An 18,422-nucleotide genomic window follows, 5' to 3' on the forward strand; every position below is an offset into this window, starting at 1 on the left:
GTGGCTAGGGATTCTTCGGGTGTTTTGAGGGTCATGATCCGCTCCTGTCATTCTTTTGCAGGCAGCGTAGCGCCTCGATTGGGCGCAGCCTAGGCTGTTGATTCGCGATATGTGTTGGAGAATTTGGGTCGCCACGCACGATCGGGCTGGCGCAAGAAAATGCCGATAATGCCAACATCAGCCCTCTACATCGAACAACATCATTACGAATCCGTAATATTATTAATGTGTTGCAATGCAGCAACACTTTCAATTTTGTCGAACATGACCGGATACATCTAATAAGACAGGTGTTTCAGCAGAACTCGATTTCAAAGAAGTACAGGAGTTTTGTATGCGCAACTTGGTTTTAGCGATGTCAGCATTTGGTATGATCGCCTCCGCTTCAGCGGCGGCTGCTCAAGAAAGTGAATCAACTAATGGCACGTCGTTTCGTGGTTTTCGTGCTGAAGCCAATGTTGGTGGCGATCGCTTTCAGTCGCAGGGTGTGAACAACACCAAGTTCGGTTATGGCGGCACGATCGGTTTCGACGGCCAGATCGGCAAGCGCATCGTCATCGGCCCAGAAGCATCTTTCTGGCGCGCCAATAACTGGAACGAAAACTGTACCCCTGGCGCCACGGGTGGCACCATTTGTCATAAGTCATTTGAAGAATTCGGCGTCGGCGTCCGCGCCGGTGTGCTGGTTTCGCCGAACTTCCTGGTGTTTGGTAAGGGCGGCTATGTCGTCAACGAACAGCGTAAGCGGTTCGATGCGCCTGCCGGTCAGACTGGATTCTATAACAATTTCAATACGACGGGCTATCAGCTCGGCGGCGGCGTCGAGTATACGTTGAGCAGCCCCGAAGCGAAGGTGCCATTCTATGTTGGTGCCCAGTATGTTTATTCGCAGTATAACGATCACACGTCGCGTCAGCGCGTGATGGGCACCGTGGGTATCCGGTTCAAATAAGTCCGGACACTGGCGAAAGCTCAGGTGTCGATGGCGGCGAGAAAGGCTGAAAAGCCTCTCTCGCCGCTATTCGTTTGTAGGGCGAAGAGCTAAATTTCGACGCGCCAGTCCCACCCGAGCGGATCGCCATCCATCACCTCAATACCCGCTGCCGACAGTGCATCGCGGATGGCATCGGAACGGGCAAAGTCCTTCGCGGACCGAGCCTCTTTGCGGGCGGCGAGCTGCGCGTCGATTTCGGCTTCGGACAGCGTGGCGTTGGCCGGACGAACACGCAGGTCGGTGCGGTCAATCGCCGCCAGATCAAGGCCAAGGACGCCATCGAAATCCACCAGCCCGGCGAGCCGGACGGCAGGCGACAGCTTTTTGTCCGCCAGCATCTCTTCGAGCGCAGGCAAAGCGCGCGCGGTATTCAAATCATCGCTGACGGCATCTTCGAGCTGCTTTCGATAGTCGGTTGCTTCGCCCTTCATCGATCCATCGTCGCGGATCTTCAGGTTGGCAACTGCCATCACGAGCCGCTTCAGGCGCACATTGGCCGCCACCAGATTGTCCCAGCTGAACTCAAGCTCGCTGCGGTAATGCGCCTGCAGGCACATCAGGCGATAGGCGAGGGGGTGAAAGCCCGCATCGACCAGCGTCTGCAGCCGCAGGAATTCGCCCGCCGACTTGCTCATCTTCCCGCTGCGATCGAGCAGGAAGTTGTTATGCATCCAGATGCGCGCGCCGGTATCGGCGCAACCGCAATACGCCTGATTCTGGGCGATCTCATTGGGGTGATGGATCTCGCGGTGATCGATGCCGCCAGTGTGGATGTCGAATGGGTGGCCAAGATGCGCAAGGCTCATCACCGAGCATTCGAGGTGCCAGCCGGGCGCGCCTTTTCCCCAGGGCGAGTCCCACTCCATCTGGCGCTGCTCGCCGGGCGGTGATTTGCGCCAGATCGCGAAATCGGCGGCGTTGCGCTTGCCCGATACCGGATCAATCCGGTTTTCGCCGTCCTCGGTCGTGGCGCGGGCGAGCGCACCGTAATTCGGCACCTTTGAGGTATCGAAGTACAGCCCGCCCTCGATCTGGTAGCAATCCTTCTCGATCGCCTTCGCAAAATCGATCATTTGCGGGATGTGATCGGTCGCCACCGTCCATTCGGTGACGGTGGTGATGTTCAGCCGCGTGACGTCCGCTTTGAACGCCTCGGTATAATGCGCAGCAATGTCCCAGATCGATTTCGATTGCGCAGCCGCCGCCTTCTCCATCTTGTCGTCGCCGGCATCGGCGTCGCTCGTCAGATGGCCGACATCGGTGATGTTGATGATGTGGCGGGTCGGATACCCCTTCCACCGCAGCACTCGCCCCAGCGTGTCGGCGAACAGGAAAGCGCGCATATTGCCGATATGCTGATAGTTATAGACGGTCGGCCCGCAGGTATAGACGCGCACGTCGCTCGGATCGATCGGCTCGAACGTCTCGATCGATCGGGAAAGGCTGTTATAGAGTTTGAGCGGGGTCTCGGTCATCGCGCGGCCATAGCGGCGGGTGCGGTGCGCTGCAATTCGTCACCCTGCAGCATGACCAATTGACTTGATATGCCGCGATCACGCTGATAGGGGGTGCCTGATACGGCGCGGACCAACGTCTGCGACGACGATTATCTATTCATTCGGAGACTTGGGCGTTTATGCAAATCATCGTTCGCGACAATAACGTCGATCAGGCGCTGCGGGCCCTGAAAAAGAAGCTGCAGCGTGAGGGCGTTTATCGTGAGATGAAGCTGCGCCGTCATTACGAAAAGCCTTCGGAAAAGCGTGCTCGTGAGCGTGCTGCTGCTGTCCGCCGCGCCCGCAAGCTTGAGCGCAAGCGCCTGGAGCGCGACGGCGCCCGGTAAGATACCGCTGGTATTGGGATAGGGGGCCGGTGCCCCTTATCCGCTGACGACACTCAAAATTGCTGGAACGCCCCCATGTCGATCACCGCCGTGCCGATTCCGCCGACCAAGCGCGGGACGCTGACGTTGTTATGGCTGGGGATTGCGCTCGCGGTCGTGCTGGCGGTGGCACTTGCTTTCTTTGGTACCGCACGCGCGGTGGCCGACAAGGGCGATAACACCGCCTTTCTGGCCTATAACAAGACGCAGGCCGGGGTGGTCGAAACGGCATCTGGCCTGCAATATCGCGTTATCAAGGAAGGTGCTGGCGATCTCCAACCGACCGATACCGATGTTGCGTTGATCAACTATACCGGCTCGCTGCGCGACGGCAGTGTGTTCGACGCATCGAAGCAGCCCACCCCCTTGCCTGTAGCGGGCGTGGTGAAGGGCTTTTCAGAAGCGCTGAAGACGATGAAGAAGGGCGCGAAAATCCGCGCCTGGATCAAGCCCGAGCTCGGCTATGGCGAGCAATCACCTGATCCCGCCAAGCTGCCACCTGGTTCAATCCTGATCTTCGATATCGAGTTGCTCGAATTCCTGCCTGAAAGCGTGCTGCGCCAAGCGCAACAGCAACAGCAGATGCAGCAACAATTGCAGCAGCAGATCCAGGGCGGTCCGCCCGCACCCGGCGCCGCGCCGCAGCCCCAGGCCCCACCGCAACCCGCACAATGATCGACGGCTGATGAGCGGCGCGATTTTATCGCGCCGCTACGGGCCCTATTGCTGCACCAAGCGTTATCATGGTTGCATCGTGCGCACTTGCACCATGGCGAGGTCGCGCGCAGAGCGACCGCGAGAGGTGATGTCGCCATGTTCGATGCATTCGATCCGATTATTCTTGCGCGGATTCAGTTCGCCTTCACGGTCAGCTTTCACTTCATCTTTCCCGCCTTTTCGATCGGGCTGGCGAGCTATTTGGCAGTGCTGGAGGGGCTGTGGCTGCGCACGCAGAACAGCGTCTATCTCGATCTGTTCAAATTCTGGCTGAAGATTTTCGCGGTCACCTTCGCGATGGGCGTCGTCTCGGGCATCGTCATGTCCTACCAGTTCGGCACCAACTGGGCCGTGTTCTCGGACAAAACCGGGCCGATTCTGGGGCCGCTTCTCGCCTACGAAGTGCTCACCGCCTTTTTCCTTGAGGCCGGTTTCCTCGGCGTCATGCTGTTCGGGATGAGCAAGGTGGGGCCGAAGCTTCATTTCGCCGCCACGCTGATGGTCGCCGTCGGCACCTTCATCTCGGCTTTCTGGATTCTCTCCGCGAACAGCTGGATGCAGACCCCGCAGGGTTGGGGCATCAACGACAAGGGCCAGTTCGTCATGGTCGATGGCTGGCTGTCGGTCATCTTCAACCCCAGCTTCCCTTATCGCCTCGTCCATACCGTGATGGGGGCGTATCTGACGACGGCCTTGGTGGTCGGCGCCGTCGGCGCGTGGCACTTGCTGCGGGACAATGCGGAGCCCCATGCGCGCAAAATGTTCGCGATGGCGATGGGGATGATCGTGGTGGTCGCGCCCTTGCAGATTTTGGCAGGCGACGAACATGGGCTCAATACGCTGGAGTATCAGCCCGCCAAGGTGATGGCGATGGAGGGGCATTACCAGAGCCACCCGAATGGCGCGCCGTTGATCCTGTTCGGCATCCCCAATGCTGAAAAGCGGCGGATGGATTATTCGATCGAGATTCCAAGGGCGTCGTCGCTGATCCTGAAGCATGACATGAATGCACCGCTTGCCGGACTCGATACCGTGCCGCTCAACAAGCAGCCACCGGTGGCGATTCTGTTCTGGTCGTTTCGGGTGATGGTCGGGCTGGGGCTGGCGATGCTGGCGCTCGGATTATGGGGGCTCATCGCGCGGTTGGGTGGTAAGCTCTACGACAATGTCTGGTTACATCGATCGGCATTGGTGATGGGGCCAGCTGGCTTTGTCGCGGTGATTGCCGGGTGGATCACCACCGAAGTCGGACGCCAACCCTATACCGTTTATGGCTTGTTGCGCACGGTCGACAGCGCTTCGCCATTGGCGGCACCGGCTGTGGGCGCATCGCTGATCGCGTTCGTGGTCGTCTATTTCGCGGTGTTCGGTGTCGGCACCTGGTATATCCTGAAACTGATGGCGGCCGGTGCCCATACCGGCGAGCGTGATATCGATAACGCGCCCATCCGCACCGGCGGCGTCGGATCACAGGGCCCCGCCCGCGAACTCGCGGAGGAAATCGCATGAGCGTGAATTATGATCTGTCGACGATCTGGGCGTTCATCATTGCCTTTGCGGTGTTTGCCTATGTCGTGCTCGACGGGTTCGATCTGGGCATCGGCATCCTGTTTCCCGAATTTGCGGTGGGCAAGGAACGCGATCAGGCGATGAACGCGATCGCGCCGGTATGGGACGGGAATGAGACCTGGCTGGTGCTAGGCGGCGGCGGGTTGTTTGCAGCGTTTCCACTGGCCTATGCGATCATCATGCCGGCGCTTTACCCGCCGATCATCGCGATGCTGCTGGGGCTGGTGTTTCGCGGCGTCGCGTTCGAATTCCGCTGGCGTGATCCGTCGCATCGCAGATTCTGGGATATGGCGTTCACCGGCGGATCGATTACCGCGGCGCTGGCGCAGGGCATTATCCTCGGCGCGCTATTGCAGGGGGTGGAAGTAACCGGGCGAGCCTATTCGGGCGGCTGGCTCGATTGGTTGACGCCGTTCTCGCTGCTGACCGGCGGAAGTGTCGTGGCGGGCTATGCGCTACTCGGTGCCTGCTGGTTGATCGCCAAGACAGAGGGGCAGACGCAGGTCCATGCGTATCGCCTCGCCCGCAAGTTCGGGCTGATCACGCTGGCGGCAATCGCTGCGGTCAGCGCGGCGACGCCGTTCCTTGATCAGGATTATTACAGCCGCTGGCTCACCTTCCCGAACATCCTGCTGGTCGCGCCGGTGCCATTACTGGTGGGTGTGCTCGGCCTGTATTTCTGGCGGGCGCTTGGCAAGGGCGCGCAGATCGTGCCCTTCTTGACGGTGCTCGGGCTGTTCGCGCTGAGCTTTGCCGGGCTGGGTATCAGCATGTTCCCCTATATCATTCCGCCCAGCGTATCGATCTGGGATGCTGCCGCGCCTGAAAACAGCCAGATCTTCATGCTGATCGGCGTCGGACTAATGATGCCGCTGATCCTTGGCTACACCGCCTGGGCCTATTGGGTGTTCCGCGGCAAGGTGGGGGACGGGTATCATTGATGGCATCCGAACCGCGCCCCGCATTATGGCGACAACTGGCCTGGATGGCGATCATCTGGATTGCCAGCGTCGGCACACTCGCGATGGTCGCCGCGGTGATCCGGTGGTGGTTGAAGCCGTAAGCCGGACCTTTCGCTGACGGATCAGCCCGCGAGGCGAAGATCGACCTTCGGGATGACAGCCGGGGGCTGATCGGGCCAGATGCCGCGGGTATCGTACACCAGCTTGTCCGCGCGCTCGTCGAGCGGCACCGATTTGAACAGCTCATGATCGACCAACACGATCATCACCGGGCAGGTCTCGATCGCGGTATCGATATCGATCAGTCGGGCGGCGGTGCCATTGAAGGCAGCGGGCAGGGTATCGGCATAGGGCTCGACGATCCGGATCCGGTCGCCGAACAACGCTGCGAGGTCCGCCGCCACCTTCAACGCAGGGCTTTCGCGGAAATCGTCGATGTTCGCTTTGAACGCCAGCCCCAGGCACGCGACCGGCACGCCGGGCACACGTTCGATCAGATCGATGGCACGGGCGACGGTGTGCGCAACCTTGCCGTCATTCACTTCGCGCGCGGTGCGGATCAGCGGGGTCTGTTCGGGTGCGGCGCTGACGAGGAACCACGGGTCGACTGCGATGCAATGCCCGCCGACGCCGGGGCCGGGGGACAGGATGTTGACGCGGGGATGGCGGTTGGCGAGCCGGATCACTTCCCACACATCGACGCCCATCGTGTCCGCGATCAGGCTCAATTCGTTGGCAAAGGCGATGTTGACGTCGCGGAACGCATTTTCGGTGAGCTTGGTCATCTCGGCCGCGCGGCTGGTGGTCGTCACACAGGCGCCACGCACGAAACGGCGATAAAAGGCGAGCGCCTTGCGCGCGCAGCGGGGGGTGATACCGCCGATCACCCGGTCATTGTCGATCAGCTCGACCAAGATGCGCCCCGGCAACACGCGTTCGGGGCAATAGGCGATGGCGATGTCTGCGCTTTCCCCAGACTTGCCCGGCACCTTCAGGTCAGGCCGTAGGGTGCTCAGCAGATCGCGCACCTTTTCAGTCGTGCCGACGGGCGAAGTCGATTCTAGGATCACGACATCGCCTGCCTTGAGCACCGTGGCGATCGTGGTCGCGGCCTGCAGGACATAGCCGATGTTAGGCGCGTGATTCTCCCCGAACGGGGTGGGGACGGCGATGACGAACACGTCGGCCGGCTCGATCATTGTTGCGGCGCGCAGATTGCCGCGGGCAACCACACCCGAGACGAGCCCGTCGAGATCGACTTCCTCGATATGGACTTTGCCCGAATTCACCGTGTCGACCACGCTTTGCGTTACATCGACGCCCAGCACCTGCACCCCAGTCCGCGCAATCACTGCCGCCGTCGGCAGCCCGATATAACCAAGCCCGAGAACCGCGACCTTGAGTTCAGAGTCCGAAACCATCCGCGACGACCTTTGCAATCTTAGCCGATGCGTGGCCGTCGCCGAACGGATTGTGCGCGCGCGCCATCGCTTGATGGGCGCCATTGTCGTCGAGCAGGGTGAAGATTTCGGAAACGATGCGATCTTCGTCGGTGCCGATCAGCTTGGCGGTGCCCGCTGAAACGCCTTCGGGCCGCTCGGTCGTCTCGCGCATGACAAGCACGGGCTTGCCGAGCGCAGGCGCCTCTTCCTGCACGCCGCCCGAATCGGTGAGGACGATGTGACACAGCCCGAGCGTGCGGACGAAATGCGGGTAATCGAGCGGATCGATTCGGGCGATGTTGGGCTGATCCCCCAGCACCGCATCCATCACGCTGACGACATTGGGATTGGGATGGACCGGGAAGATCACCGCCACGTCATCGCGCGCCGCGATCCGGCGAATCGCGCGGGCGATATTCTCCATCCCGCCGCCGAAGTTTTCGCGCCGATGCGTGGTGACCAGCACAATCCGTTTGCCCTTAAAGCGCGCCGTAATATCGTCCAGACCAGCGCCCAGCGCAGGATCGGCAACGAGTTTGGCCTGTGTCGCCAGCAGCGCGTCGATCACCGTGTTGCCGGTGACGTGGATGGTGTCTGCGGCGATGTTTTCACGCAGCAGCGCATCCGCCGCTGTCTGGGTCGGTGCGAAATGCTGGTCGGCGATCGGCGCGACGATACGGCGGTTCACCTCTTCAGGGAACGGGTGATAGATATCGCCCGATCGAAGCCCCGCCTCGACATGGCTGACGGGCACGCGCCGATAATAGGCTGCCAGCGCGCCGACCATCGCGGTGGCGGTATCGCCCTGCACGATGACGCGATCTGGCTTTTCGGCGTCCATAACGTCGCCAAGGCTGGTAAGGAGCCGCGCGGTCAACCGGTCGAGCGTCTGACCGGGCTCCATCAGGTCGAGATCGATGTCGGGCACAATACCCGCGATGCCGAGTACTTGATCGAGCAACCCGCGATGCTGCGCCGTCACGCACGTCCGCGTCGTTAGCCCGGGCAGCGCTTGCAGCGCATGAATGACCGGGAACAGCTTGATCGCCTCGGGCCGAGTGCCGAAAATCACGAGGATGCGTGGCGGGCGCGATGGCGAGTGATCGAATGACATGGCGATGCCTTAATCGATGCGGCTTAAAGCGGCGCTAACGTTGACCGGTTCACAACCACCGAACCAGAGAATTTGCCAGTAGCGCGGCACACCGTTACGGGCGGCGCTTCAATGGAGACGATCATGACGTTCAAGCCCTTGCGCAAGGCAGTATTCCCCGTTGGCGGCCTGGGTACGCGCTTTTTGCCCGCCACCAAGGCGTTGCCCAAGGAAATGTTGCCCATCGTCGATCGACCGTTGATCCAATATGCCGTCGACGAAGCGCTGGATGCCGGAATCGAGCAGATGATCTTCGTTACGGGGCGGGGCAAGTCGGCGATCGAGGACCATTTCGATATCGCTTACGAGCTTGAAGCCACGATGGCGGCGCGCGGCAAATCGATGGAACTGCTCCATCAAACGCGATTGACGCCCGGCGCGGTTGCCTATGTGCGCCAGCAAGAGCCGATGGGGCTTGGCCATGCCGTGTGGTGCGCGCGTGATATCGTGGGGGATGAACCGTTCGCAGTCTTGCTCGCCGACGATTTCATGGTCGGTACCCCCGGCTGTCTCCGCCAGATGGTCGAAGCGTATAACATGACCGGCGGTAACATGATCTGCGCGCAGGAAGTGGCCGAAGATCAGACCGACAAATACGGCGTCATTACACCGGGCCTGCGCAACGGCCGGTTGACCGAGGTGGACGGGCTGGTCGAAAAACCTGCCCCCGGTACTGCGCCGTCGAACCTGGCGGTCATCGGCCGCTATATCCTGCAGCCAGAAGTGATGCGGGTACTGGAAACGCAGGAAAAGGGCGCGGGCGGGGAAATCCAGCTGACCGACGCAATGGCCCGAATGATTGGGCAACAGCCGTTTCACGGGTTGACCTTTGACGGCACGCGCTACGATTGCGGTGACAAAGCCGGGTATATTCAGGCAAATCTGGCGGTGGCGCTGACCCGCGATGATATCGGCCCGGCGGTTCGCCAGTTCGCCCTGAACCTGCTCGCACGCGAATAAGTGCAAGGTTCGCTTAAGATTTGACCGGTAAATTCGGTTTGAGTTTTTCAAGCGGGTTCAATGCCATGTCGCGTGTTTCGTCGATTGTCGGTGTGTGGCCTGTCGCGTGGTGATGCGCGTGCCGATCAAGATCACCTATACCCCGCCCGAACGCACGATACTGGTCACCGGCGGGGCGGGCTTTGTCGGCTCGGCCGTTTGTCGGCTGCTGGCGAGCAACGGGTCGATGCGCGTCGTCAATCTCGACTCACTGGTCGATTCGGTCGATTCTGCCGCGCTAGCGGTGCCCGCCGATCAGCCCAATTACCGTTTCGTCGAGGGCGATATCCTCGATCGAGCGCTCGTCTCGCAAGTGATGGCGGAGGAATCGGTCGACGGGGTGATCCATCTTGCTGCCGAAGGCCGCGCCGATCGCAACCCGGGAGAGATGCCGCCCTTCATCGATACCAATGTCGGCGGCACCTTTCAGCTGCTCGAAGCGTCGCTGGAGCATTGGCGCAATTTGCTGCCCGATGCGCGGGCGCGGTTCCGGTTTCATCATGTGTCGACCAACGCCGTGTTCGGCGATCGCTCGGCCGGCTCGATTGCGGTCGACGAAAACGCACCCTATCGGCCAAGCGCGCCGATCGCGGCAGCGCGCGCTGCGGCTGATCATCTGGTACGCGCATGGCATACCAGCTTTGGCCTGCCGGTTGTCCTCTCGCACGCCAGTGCTGGCTATGGGCCCTGGCAGAAACCCGGCAAACTCATCCCACATGCCGTGATCAACGCGATCGAGGGCATTCGCGTGCCCGTGTACGGCGCGGGATCGGAAGTGCGGGATTGGCTGCATGTTGAGGATTATGCCCGGGCGCTGCAGGCAGTGTTCTTTCACGGTCACGCGGGCGAATCCTATTCGATCGGCGGGCGCGAGGAGCATAACAACCTGGCGGTCGTGGCGACGATCTGCGACTTGCTCGACCGGATCGAACCGCGCGCCGATGGCCGTAAACGGCGCTCGCTCATCACTTTCCTGCAGGATCGCCGCGCTGCGGACCGCCGCCACGCCGTGGACCCAACCCGGATCGAGCGCGAGCTCGGCTGGCGGCCCGAAATTTCGTTCGTCGAGGGACTGACCGAGGTGATCGACGATTATCGCGATCGCGCGCGGGTGGAGATGGGGCGGGCGGCAGCAGGGTAGACAACGATTGTCTCTCGTCCCTTCGTTCGAAACAAACGGGTGAAACAAAAGTCTTCCCGCCTTAAACTGTCACCAGCCGATCATCCCCCAGATCAGCGAGCAGCCCCATCATTCCGCCGGCCTCGACGCCGTCCGCGAGACCGTCCATTGCCAGCCCCATCATCGCCATCCCGGTCTGGCAGGCAATCAGCGTCACCCCATTGGCCTGCGCCATCGCGATCAGCCCCTGCCGGTCGGGCAAGCCGGCACTTGCCAGCGCCGCGCTGTCATCATCGTCGCGCAGTGCCTGCGTGAGCAGCGCCACGCTCGCCTCGTGGCAATAGAGCCGCACCCGCCCACCCAGCGCACGTTGCGCAATCGCCAGCGTCAGCCCCGCGCGAAACCGCACCCGATCGGGCGTGGTGACGATCACGGTGAGCCCGGTCATGTCCCGCACGCCGGGCAGCCAGGGTCCTTGGGCAAGGCCAGTGTGCGGAAGCGGAAATCGAGCGCGTCGACGATCAACAGTTTGCCGGTGGTCGCTTCCCCGAAGGGGACGATCGCGCGGATCACCTCCATCGCGGCAAGACTGCCCAGCACACCGGTCATCGCGCCGAGCACGCCCTGATCGGCACAGCTGGCATCGGCGCGATCGGGGTCTGCACCGACAAAACAGCGATAACAGGGCAAGGCGGGCTCCCAGCCGCGATACACGCCCAGCTGCCCCTCGAATTGTCCCACCGCGGCGGACACGAGCGGGATTCGTGCTGTGTGGGCCGCATCGGCGACCGCAAGGCGTGTGGCGAAGTTATCGCACCCGTCGAGCACCACATCGGCCCCAGCGATCAACGCTGCGGCATTATCTGAAGTGATCCGGTAGACAACCGGTACTGCCGTCACGTCGGGGTTGAGCCGCGCAATTGCTTTCACCGCCGCTGCCGCCTTGGCCTGCCCCTCATCTGCCGTCCCGAAAATTGTCTGGCGTTGCAGGTTGCTCAGGTCGACCCGGTCATCATCGATGATCGTCAGCCGTCCGATCCCGGCGGCGGCAAGGTACTGCAGCGCGGGCGATCCGATCCCGCCCGCTCCAATCACCACTACATGCGTGCCGAGTAATCGCGATTGCCCACCCCCGCCAATCTCGCGCAGCACAATGTGGCGGGCGTAGCGATCGAGCTGAGCGTCGCTGAGCACCTAGACCCCGGTGGAGCCGAAGCCACCGGCGCCGCGCACGGTTTCGTCAAGGCTGTGGACCTCGCTCAGCGTAGCACGCTGGACGGCGGCGGGTACGAGCTGCGCGATGCGGTCGCCGCGCGCGATCGCGAACGGTGCATCGCCTAGATTGGCGAGGATGATCTTCACCTCACCACGATAATCGCTGTCGATCGTGCCGGGTGTGTTGAGGCAGGTAATGCCATGTTTCAGTGCCAACCCGGAACGCGGGCGCACCTGCACCTCAAACCCGTCCGGAATCGCAACGGCAAACCCTGTGCTGACCGCGTACCGCGCACCCGGTGCAAGCGTCAGCGCCTCGGCTGCAACCACATCCATGCCCGCCGCGCCTGATGTCGCATAAGCGGGGAGAGGAAGGTCACTTCCATGCGGGAGGCGCTGGATGGCAATGGTAATCGGGTTCATGCGGCCTTCCCCCGGTCGTCCCCAAGGCTATCAGCGATGCGCGCAGCAAGGCGCGTTGCCACGTCTTCCTTCGCCATCCGTTCCCAGCTTTCGGTGCCCGCTGCGGTGATGAGGTGCACGGTGTTCGCCTCTCCCCCCATCACATCGCCTGACACATCATTGGCAACGATCCAATCGGCGCCTTTGCGGACGCGCTTCGCGGTGGCGTGATCGATGACTCGCTCGGTTTCAGCGGCAAAGCCGATGAGGAGTGCCGGGCGTTGCGGGCTGCGGGCGAGCGTCGCCAGCAGATCGGGGTTTTCGACCAGCATCAGCGTTGGCGCGCGCGCGCCCTTTTTGATCTTTTGGGGGCTCGGGGTGACGCGCCAGTCGGCCACGGCGGCAACCATCACTGCAGCATCTGCGGGCAGCGATGCGTCTACAGCCGCCCCCATCTCAAGCGCGGTTTCGACATCGATCCGGTCGACGCCCGACGGGGTTGGCAAGCTCACCGGCCCGGCAATCAACGTCACTCGCGCGCCCAGCGCTGCCAGCGCGCCCGCAATCGCAAAGCCCTGTTTGCCGGATGACCGATTGGCGAGATAGCGTATCGGATCGATCGGCTCATGCGTCGGCCCGGCGGTGACGATGATGTGTTTGCCCGTCAGCATCGTTGTCAGCCCGCCAGCGCTTGCTGGATCGCCGCCAGGATTGCCTCAGGCTCGGGCAGGCGGCCGGGGCCGAATTCGCCGCATGCCATTGGCCCCTCATCGGGCTCGATCACGGTGATGCCGTCGGCGCGCAGCTGCGCCACGTTGCGACGCGTCGCCGGGTGCTGCCACATCCGCACATTCATCGCGGGGGCCGCGAGTACCGGCTTGTCGGTGGCGAGCAGCAAGGTGGTCGCCAGATCATCGGCTATCCCTGCCGCCATCTTTGCCATCAAATCGGCCGTGGCGGGTGCAACAACCACAAGGTCGGCCTCGCGGCTCAGCTGGATATGGCCCATCTCGGCCTCATCCTTCAGATCCCACAGGCTCGTGTGTACGGGATTTTCCGACAATGCCGCCAGCGTCATCGGCGTGATAAACTGCGCGCCGCCCGCAGTCAGCACGCAGCGCACGCCGATCCCGGCCTTGCGGGCGAGGCGGATCAGCTCGCAGGCTTTGTAGGCGGCAATCCCGCCGCCGACGATCAGGAGGATGCGTTTCATCGCACGCTCCTTGTCACGGTAATGCGCCGGCTGTCGAGCGCGGCGACGGTCAAATCGCGGACCCCATCGGGCGCAAAGGCCAGCCCGACCAGGATTGTCGGTGCGACGAGCAAGCCCCAGTAAAAGGTGTCGGGTCGTCCGAACAGGCTGAGCAGCAGCGCGTAAGCACCAAACACCGCCAGCGTGCGCACCGCGAGCGGATCGCGCCAACTCGCCCAGCCGAACAGGGCCAGTCCAACCAGCAGCGCCGATGCCCACTCGGGGGCGAGGTTAAGCGCGGTCGAGATTGACATCGTCTTCACGAAAAACCCGAAGCCGAGCATCCCGGCCCAACCGGGCGATGCCGGATCGGCAGGGCCGACGACTTGCCCAACGGCATAAGCATGCGCGGCGACGACTATCGCGAGTACGCCGAGCGCCGCGGCCCAGCCCAGCGCCTCACGCCGCTCGCCGTCGATCATGGCCATACCGAGCATCACTATCACATAAAGCGCCGCCGTTTCGCGGATCAGCATTGCGATCAGGCCGATCGCGACCGGGGTGATCCAGCGGCCCGGTCGCCGCAGCGCGAGCGACAGCGCGATCAGCAACCCGGCCCAGATCTCATGAAAAGCCGTGAGCGAAGGTTGTAAAAACGCGACCATGCCGCCGATCAGCAGCACCAGCGCGATCGCCTGGGGCGGAGGTCGCTCGATCGCGCGTCGTAGCCGAACATACCAGGCCAGCACGACGGCCGCTGCAAGCCCATAGAGGAGCAACAGCGTAATCGGCGGGGGCAGATAGGCCTGCACGATCGCGAGCGTCGGCAGGCGGAAGGTGACAAAAGGTCGCAACGGATAATCGCCGGCACGCAGTGCCGATGCGGTTACGGCGTAATAATCACCCCCGCCGCGTACCCCCGCGACGATCGATTCGTACAGCATCACATCGGCTTGATCCTCCGCGCGGTTGGCCGGATCGCGGCTCACCGGCGGTGGACCGGCAACGAACAGCGCGCTGAGGCAAAAGGTGAGAAACAGCGCGAGCAGGATAAGCCCGGATTTGGCGCGGGGTGCCTTCAGCGTCGCAAAGCGGCTTGGCGATCCAAGCCATAAAGGCGGTCGCGGCCGGGCCATGCTATCCCAGCACCATCCATGTCGCCGTCACGGTGATCCCCGATGCGAGCAACGCGACGGCGGCATAACGCCAGCCGCCACCGATCCGCACAACCTCGATTTCCTTTAACGGCGGGGCAGGTGGCGCGCCACCTGGATCGGGGAAGTGTCGTTCGATATTACGGATCAACTGAGGCAGGCGCGCCAGCGTTTTGAGATCAGCGGTCAGCCGGTCAGCGACGAAGGTTTCGGGGCCAAGTTCGGTCCGGATCCATTCGCGCACGAACGGCGCTGCAGTCTCCCACATGTTGATATCGGGATCGAGCGCGGTCGCCACCCCCTCTACCATCACCATCGTCTTTTGCAGCAGCAGCAGATGCGGCTGCGTTTTCATGTCGAAATCACGGGTGATGTTGAACAGCCCGTCGAGCATGTTGCCGACCGACATGTCCTTCACGGACATGCCCCGCATCGGCTCCCCCACCGCGCGGAGCGCCGTCGCGAATTCGGCGACGTCGTGGTGCGGCGGCACATAGCCCGCTTCGAAATGGATTTCGGCGACGCGGCGGTAGTTACCGGTGATCAAGCCGTAAAGAATCTCCGCCAGCCACACGCGCGCCCGCCGGTCGATCCGCCCCATAATGCCGAAATCGATCGCGGCGATCCGGTTGCCGGGTAGCACGAACAAATTGCCCTGGTGCAGATCGGCGTGGAAAAACCCTTCGGCAATCGCCTGACGAAGGAACGCGTGAACCAATATGTGCGCGAGCCGCGCGGGGTCGTGCCCCGCCGCCAGCATCGCCTGTCGATCAGACATTTTGATGCCGTCGATCCATTCGAGCGTCAGCACGCCGCCCGTGGTGCGCTGCCAATCGATTGCGGGCACGACGAAATCGGGTTCCGCCGTCATCGCTTCGGCAAGTTCGGAGGCAGAGGCAGCCTCACGACGGAGATCAAGTTCGCGCGCGGTCCAGCGCTTGAACGTCTCGATCACCAGCCGAGGCTGGAGCCGGGCGAACTCGCCGCCCATCGATTCGACCTGCGCTGCCGCCCATTGGTAGGTATCGATCGCGCGGTTGAATTCTTCCTCGACGCCAGGACGCAGCACCTTGATCGCGACGGTGCGGCCATCGGTCGTCACGCCGCGATGGACCTGCGCGATCGATGCGGCACCGACCGGCACGGGGTCGATCGAGGCGAAAAGGTCGCTTAGCGGACGCGCAAAGCTGGCGGTCATGGCGGCGCTGATTACGTCGAACGAGACGGGGGGCAGGGCATCCTGCAGTCGCTGCAAGTCCTTTGCCGCCGCGTCGCCGACGATATCGGGGCGAGTCGCGAGCGTCTGGCCGAGCTTGATCGCGGCGGGGCCAATCGCTTGAAGCGCATCGGCATAGCCCGGCGTTGCCGGCAAGCGAACGCCGAAGCGCGCGATTCGGGCAAGGCGACGCACCGCAGGCGGCGTGTTCGGATCACGCTCGATCCCGCTAAGCGCGCCGTGGCGGGCAAGCGTGCGCCCCCATTTCATTAGGCGCCAGAGATGGACGGCGGGGGCGGTCATACGCGGCCGCCCAATTCACGATGGGCCAAAATCAAATCTTCCAGCCGCTGTGAATTGCAACCAGCCCGCCCAGCATGGGTTCGACCTTGGTCTGGATGAACCCTGCGTCAGCGATCATCCGTTCGAAGGTCTGCATGTCCGGGAAGCGCCGGATCGATTCGATCAGGTAGCGATAGCTGTCCTCATCCTTCGCCAGCATCTTGCCGAGCTGCGGCACCAGTTTGTGCGAATAGAGGTCGTACACGTCGGCAAATCCCGGCCACAATGTGGTCGAGAATTCGAGACAGAAGAACCGCCCGCCGCGCTTCAGCACGCGGTTCGCCTCGCGCAGCGCTTTTGGGATATCGGTGACGTTCCGGATGCCGAACGCGATCGTGTAGGCATCGAAAAACCGGTCGGGGAAAACCAGGGTCTCGGCATTGGCTTCGGTCCAGACCAGCCCGTCGATGCCGCGCTTGGAAGCGCGCTCAATGCCGACTTCGAGCATCGCGGGATTGATATCGGCGACCGTGATTGCGGCGCCGGATGGTGCCATGCGGAACGCAATGTCGCCGGTGCCGCCGGCCATGTCGAGGATCGTCTCCCCGGTGCGCGGTTGCACGCGGCGGACGAATCGGTCCTTCCATAGCCGGTGCATGCCAGCGGACATGGCGTCGTTCATCAGATCATAGGAAGGCGCGACGCTTTTGAAGACGTCGCCCACACGGGCGGTTTTTTCGGAAGCGGCAATGTCTTCATAGCCGAAGGAGACGGTATCAGTCATACGGTCGCTCTAGCTTGGCCTTGTGGACGGGGCAAACCCAACCTAGCTGCCAAGGCGAAATGCCTGAACTTCCCGAAGTTGAAACCACGGTCCTTGGTCTGCGTCCCGTGCTGGAGGGGCAGCGGATCGACCGTGTCGTGCTGCGCCGCGCGGATTTGCGGCGGCCATTCCCGGTCGATCTGGGGCAGCGCCTGACAGGCGCGCGCGTGACCGGGCTTAGTCGCCGCGCCAAATATGGCCTGATCGATACCGATCGCGGTGATACGATGATCTTTCACCTCGGCATGTCGGGCCGCTGGCGAGTCGATCCGAGCGAAACGCTGACCCATGATCATCTGGTGCTGACCACCACGGCGGGGCGGACGCTGTCGCTCAACGATCCGCGGCGGTTCGGGTCGGTCGATCTGGTCTCGACAGACAGCCTTGCTGCCTATCCACCCTTCACCGCAATGGGCCCCGAGCCATTGGGCCCCGATTTCACCGCTGCCTATCTGCGCGGCGCATTGGAGGGGCGGGCGGCTCCCATCAAGGCGATGCTGCTTGATCAGCGGATTGTGGCGGGGTTGGGTAACATCTATGTCTGTGAGGCGTTGCACATGGCTGGCATTGCTCCGTCACGCCCCGCCGGGCGGATCGCCCGCACCCGGCTCGTGCCGCTTGTCGAGTCAATCCGCAGCGTGCTCACAGCAGCCATCACCGCCGGCGGTTCGACACTGCGCGATTATGCTCGGCCTGATGGCGAGCTCGGTTATTTCTCGAAGCAATGGCGGGTCTATGGCCGTGAGGGGGAGGTGTGCGGGTGCGGCGCGCCGGTGCTTCGCCGCCCCGAAGGTGGGCGCTCGACGTTCTGGTGCAATCGTTGCCAGCGTTGAGTTGTTGACCGCAAGGTCCACCGGGGTTAAGAGGCGCGCTTTCGAAGGGCGATCGGGAAAATTTCCCCCGCCCTTTTTCATTGAAAAGGTTCGAGGACGGCATGGCGAATACGCCACAGGCGAAAAAGCGTATCCGGCGGAACGACCGCCGTGCGGAGATCAACACCAATCGCGTCGGGCGTATCCGGACGTTCGTGAAGAAGGTCGAATCGGCTCTCGATTCGGGCGACAAGGACGCAGCCGCAACGGCACTGGCCGCTGTGCAGCCCGAATTGGCGCGCGGCGTTGCCAAGGGCGTCCTTCATAAGAACACGGCGTCGCGCAAGTTCGCCCGCCTCACCAAGCGCGTTTCGGCACTCGCCTAACTCGTTACGGTTTCGTTACAATTCGCCCGCCGGGAGCTTTCCGGCGGGCTTTTTGTCGTGCTTTGGGGGTACGTTTGGCCGATTATGGCACGGCACGGGCCA

General features: G+C 62.5%; 19 protein-coding genes and 1 pseudogene. 10 read left to right on the forward strand and 10 right to left on the reverse strand.

Going from position 1 to position 18,422, the window contains the following annotated elements; translation table 11 throughout:
• The first annotated feature begins 334 nt into the window (after window positions 1–334).
• Window positions 335–952 carry an outer membrane protein gene (locus B7Y49_RS13340; RefSeq protein ID WP_374128093.1) on the forward strand — a complete coding sequence of 206 codons (618 nt, stop codon included), beginning with the start codon at window positions 335–337 and terminating at the stop codon, window positions 950–952.
• 89 nt (window positions 953–1,041) lie between these two features.
• On the opposite strand, the gene cysS is transcribed toward B7Y49_RS13340, so the two are convergent.
• Window positions 1,042–2,469, reverse strand: coding sequence for a cysteine--tRNA ligase (gene cysS / locus B7Y49_RS13345; protein WP_374128094.1), 1,428 nt, complete (start codon window positions 2,467–2,469; stop codon window positions 1,042–1,044).
• Between the two features lie 161 nt (window positions 2,470–2,630).
• Here cysS and rpsU point away from each other — a divergent pair, with 161 nt between their 5' ends.
• From rpsU to B7Y49_RS13370, 5 genes are all read left to right on the forward strand, one after another.
• The gene (rpsU, locus tag B7Y49_RS13350; protein WP_034160206.1) at window positions 2,631–2,837 is read left to right on the forward strand and encodes a 30S ribosomal protein S21; all 207 of its coding nucleotides are present in this window, start codon (window positions 2,631–2,633) and stop codon (window positions 2,835–2,837) included.
• A 75-nt stretch (window positions 2,838–2,912) separates the two neighbouring features.
• Entirely contained in the window at window positions 2,913–3,551 is a 639-nt protein-coding gene (locus B7Y49_RS13355) for an FKBP-type peptidyl-prolyl cis-trans isomerase (protein WP_374128095.1), read from the forward strand.
• A 138-nt stretch (window positions 3,552–3,689) separates the two neighbouring features.
• A complete protein-coding gene (locus B7Y49_RS13360; RefSeq protein WP_374128096.1) occupies window positions 3,690–5,102 on the forward strand; it encodes a cytochrome ubiquinol oxidase subunit I in 1,413 nt (470 codons plus the stop codon).
• Window positions 5,099–6,103, forward strand: coding sequence for a cytochrome d ubiquinol oxidase subunit II (cydB, locus tag B7Y49_RS13365; RefSeq protein ID WP_374128097.1), 1,005 nt, complete (start codon window positions 5,099–5,101; stop codon window positions 6,101–6,103). The genes B7Y49_RS13360 and cydB overlap by 4 nt, the downstream gene beginning before the upstream one ends.
• Window positions 6,103–6,225, forward strand: a complete 123-nt coding sequence (locus B7Y49_RS13370) for a DUF2474 family protein (RefSeq protein ID WP_374128098.1) — start codon at window positions 6,103–6,105, stop codon at window positions 6,223–6,225. Before cydB ends, B7Y49_RS13370 begins: the two co-directional genes overlap by 1 nt.
• Window positions 6,226–6,246: 21 nt before the next feature.
• Here the strand turns inward: B7Y49_RS13370 and wecC are convergent, their stop codons facing one another.
• Window positions 6,247–7,545, reverse strand: coding sequence for a UDP-N-acetyl-D-mannosamine dehydrogenase (wecC, locus tag B7Y49_RS13375; protein WP_374128099.1), 1,299 nt, complete (start codon window positions 7,543–7,545; stop codon window positions 6,247–6,249).
• Complete coding sequence (gene wecB, locus B7Y49_RS13380; RefSeq protein ID WP_374128100.1) at window positions 7,529–8,680, reverse strand: UDP-N-acetyl glucosamine 2-epimerase; 1,152 nt, start codon at window positions 8,678–8,680, stop codon at window positions 7,529–7,531. Before wecB ends, wecC begins: the two co-directional genes overlap by 17 nt.
• Window positions 8,681–8,803: 123 nt before the next feature.
• Between wecB and galU the strand changes: the two genes are divergently transcribed.
• Window positions 8,804–9,679, forward strand: coding sequence for a UTP--glucose-1-phosphate uridylyltransferase (galU, locus tag B7Y49_RS13385; protein ID WP_374128101.1), 876 nt, complete (start codon window positions 8,804–8,806; stop codon window positions 9,677–9,679).
• 112 nt (window positions 9,680–9,791) lie between these two features.
• Window positions 9,792–10,859: a dTDP-glucose 4,6-dehydratase gene (locus tag B7Y49_RS13390; protein ID WP_374128102.1), complete on the forward strand. Its 1,068-nt coding sequence runs from the start codon at window positions 9,792–9,794 to the stop codon at window positions 10,857–10,859.
• A 61-nt stretch (window positions 10,860–10,920) separates the two neighbouring features.
• Here the strand turns inward: B7Y49_RS13390 and B7Y49_RS13395 are convergent, their stop codons facing one another.
• The 7 genes and pseudogenes from B7Y49_RS13395 to B7Y49_RS13425 all read right to left on the reverse strand — a co-directional run bounded on the left by B7Y49_RS13395 (window position 10,921) and on the right by B7Y49_RS13425 (window position 17,083).
• A complete protein-coding gene (locus B7Y49_RS13395) occupies window positions 10,921–11,286 on the reverse strand; it encodes a DsrE/DsrF/DrsH-like family protein (protein WP_374128103.1) in 366 nt (121 codons plus the stop codon).
• Window positions 11,283–12,032, reverse strand: coding sequence for a HesA/MoeB/ThiF family protein (locus tag B7Y49_RS13400; RefSeq protein ID WP_374128104.1), 750 nt, complete (start codon window positions 12,030–12,032; stop codon window positions 11,283–11,285). Before B7Y49_RS13400 ends, B7Y49_RS13395 begins: the two co-directional genes overlap by 4 nt.
• Window positions 12,033–12,476, reverse strand: coding sequence for a dUTP diphosphatase (gene dut / locus B7Y49_RS13405; protein ID WP_374128105.1), 444 nt, complete (start codon window positions 12,474–12,476; stop codon window positions 12,033–12,035).
• Window positions 12,473–13,668, reverse strand: a pseudogene (gene coaBC, locus B7Y49_RS13410) (bifunctional phosphopantothenoylcysteine decarboxylase/phosphopantothenate--cysteine ligase CoaBC). Before coaBC ends, dut begins: the two are co-directional and overlap by 4 nt.
• Window positions 13,665–14,783: a hypothetical protein gene (locus B7Y49_RS13415; RefSeq protein ID WP_374128106.1), complete on the reverse strand. Its 1,119-nt coding sequence runs from the start codon at window positions 14,781–14,783 to the stop codon at window positions 13,665–13,667. Before B7Y49_RS13415 ends, coaBC begins: the two are co-directional and overlap by 4 nt.
• Before the next feature lies 1 nt (window position 14,784).
• Window positions 14,785–16,320: a 2-polyprenylphenol 6-hydroxylase gene (gene ubiB, locus B7Y49_RS13420; protein ID WP_374128107.1), complete on the reverse strand. Its 1,536-nt coding sequence runs from the start codon at window positions 16,318–16,320 to the stop codon at window positions 14,785–14,787.
• Window positions 16,321–16,351: 31 nt separating this feature from the next.
• Entirely contained in the window at window positions 16,352–17,083 is a 732-nt protein-coding gene (locus tag B7Y49_RS13425) for a class I SAM-dependent methyltransferase (RefSeq protein WP_374128108.1), read from the reverse strand.
• A gap of 59 nt (window positions 17,084–17,142) precedes the next feature.
• Here B7Y49_RS13425 and mutM point away from each other — a divergent pair, with 59 nt between their 5' ends.
• The gene (mutM, locus tag B7Y49_RS13430) at window positions 17,143–17,955 is read left to right on the forward strand and encodes an Fpg/Nei family DNA glycosylase (protein ID WP_374128109.1); all 813 of its coding nucleotides are present in this window, start codon (window positions 17,143–17,145) and stop codon (window positions 17,953–17,955) included.
• Window positions 17,956–18,056: 101 nt separating this feature from the next.
• On the forward strand, window positions 18,057–18,320 hold the full coding sequence (gene rpsT, locus B7Y49_RS13435; RefSeq protein WP_374128110.1) for a 30S ribosomal protein S20: 264 nt from the start codon (window positions 18,057–18,059) through the stop codon (window positions 18,318–18,320).
• The last annotated feature ends 102 nt before the right edge of the window (window positions 18,321–18,422 follow it).

It is taken from the genome of Sphingomonas sp. 28-62-11 (genome assembly GCF_002278865.1).
In the GTDB taxonomy this organism is placed as follows: domain Bacteria; phylum Pseudomonadota; class Alphaproteobacteria; order Sphingomonadales; family Sphingomonadaceae; genus Sphingomonas.

Coding starts and splice junctions, on each gene's coding strand:
- B7Y49_RS13360 (WP_374128096.1), top strand. CDS start 3,690: ATGTTCGATGCATTCGATCCGATTATTCTTGCGCGGATTCAGTTCGCC.
- B7Y49_RS13390 (WP_374128102.1), top strand. CDS start 9,792: ATGCGCGTGCCGATCAAGATCACCTATACCCCGCCCGAACGCACGATA.
- cysS (WP_374128094.1), bottom strand. CDS start 2,469: ATGACCGAGACCCCGCTCAAACTCTATAACAGCCTTTCCCGATCGATC.
- wecB (WP_374128100.1), bottom strand. CDS start 8,680: ATGTCATTCGATCACTCGCCATCGCGCCCGCCACGCATCCTCGTGATT.
- dut (WP_374128105.1), bottom strand. CDS start 12,476: ATGAACCCGATTACCATTGCCATCCAGCGCCTCCCGCATGGAAGTGAC.
- B7Y49_RS13395 (WP_374128103.1), bottom strand. CDS start 11,286: ATGACCGGGCTCACCGTGATCGTCACCACGCCCGATCGGGTGCGGTTT.
- galU (WP_374128101.1), top strand. CDS start 8,804: ATGACGTTCAAGCCCTTGCGCAAGGCAGTATTCCCCGTTGGCGGCCTG.
- B7Y49_RS13340 (WP_374128093.1), top strand. CDS start 335: ATGCGCAACTTGGTTTTAGCGATGTCAGCATTTGGTATGATCGCCTCC.
- B7Y49_RS13370 (WP_374128098.1), top strand. CDS start 6,103: ATGGCATCCGAACCGCGCCCCGCATTATGGCGACAACTGGCCTGGATG.
- B7Y49_RS13355 (WP_374128095.1), top strand. CDS start 2,913: ATGTCGATCACCGCCGTGCCGATTCCGCCGACCAAGCGCGGGACGCTG.
- mutM (WP_374128109.1), top strand. CDS start 17,143: ATGCCTGAACTTCCCGAAGTTGAAACCACGGTCCTTGGTCTGCGTCCC.
- ubiB (WP_374128107.1), bottom strand. CDS start 16,320: ATGACCGCCCCCGCCGTCCATCTCTGGCGCCTAATGAAATGGGGGCGC.
- cydB (WP_374128097.1), top strand. CDS start 5,099: ATGAGCGTGAATTATGATCTGTCGACGATCTGGGCGTTCATCATTGCC.
- B7Y49_RS13425 (WP_374128108.1), bottom strand. CDS start 17,083: ATGACTGATACCGTCTCCTTCGGCTATGAAGACATTGCCGCTTCCGAA.
- wecC (WP_374128099.1), bottom strand. CDS start 7,545: ATGGTTTCGGACTCTGAACTCAAGGTCGCGGTTCTCGGGCTTGGTTAT.
- rpsU (WP_034160206.1), top strand. CDS start 2,631: ATGCAAATCATCGTTCGCGACAATAACGTCGATCAGGCGCTGCGGGCC.
- B7Y49_RS13415 (WP_374128106.1), bottom strand. CDS start 14,783: ATGGCCCGGCCGCGACCGCCTTTATGGCTTGGATCGCCAAGCCGCTTT.
- rpsT (WP_374128110.1), top strand. CDS start 18,057: ATGGCGAATACGCCACAGGCGAAAAAGCGTATCCGGCGGAACGACCGC.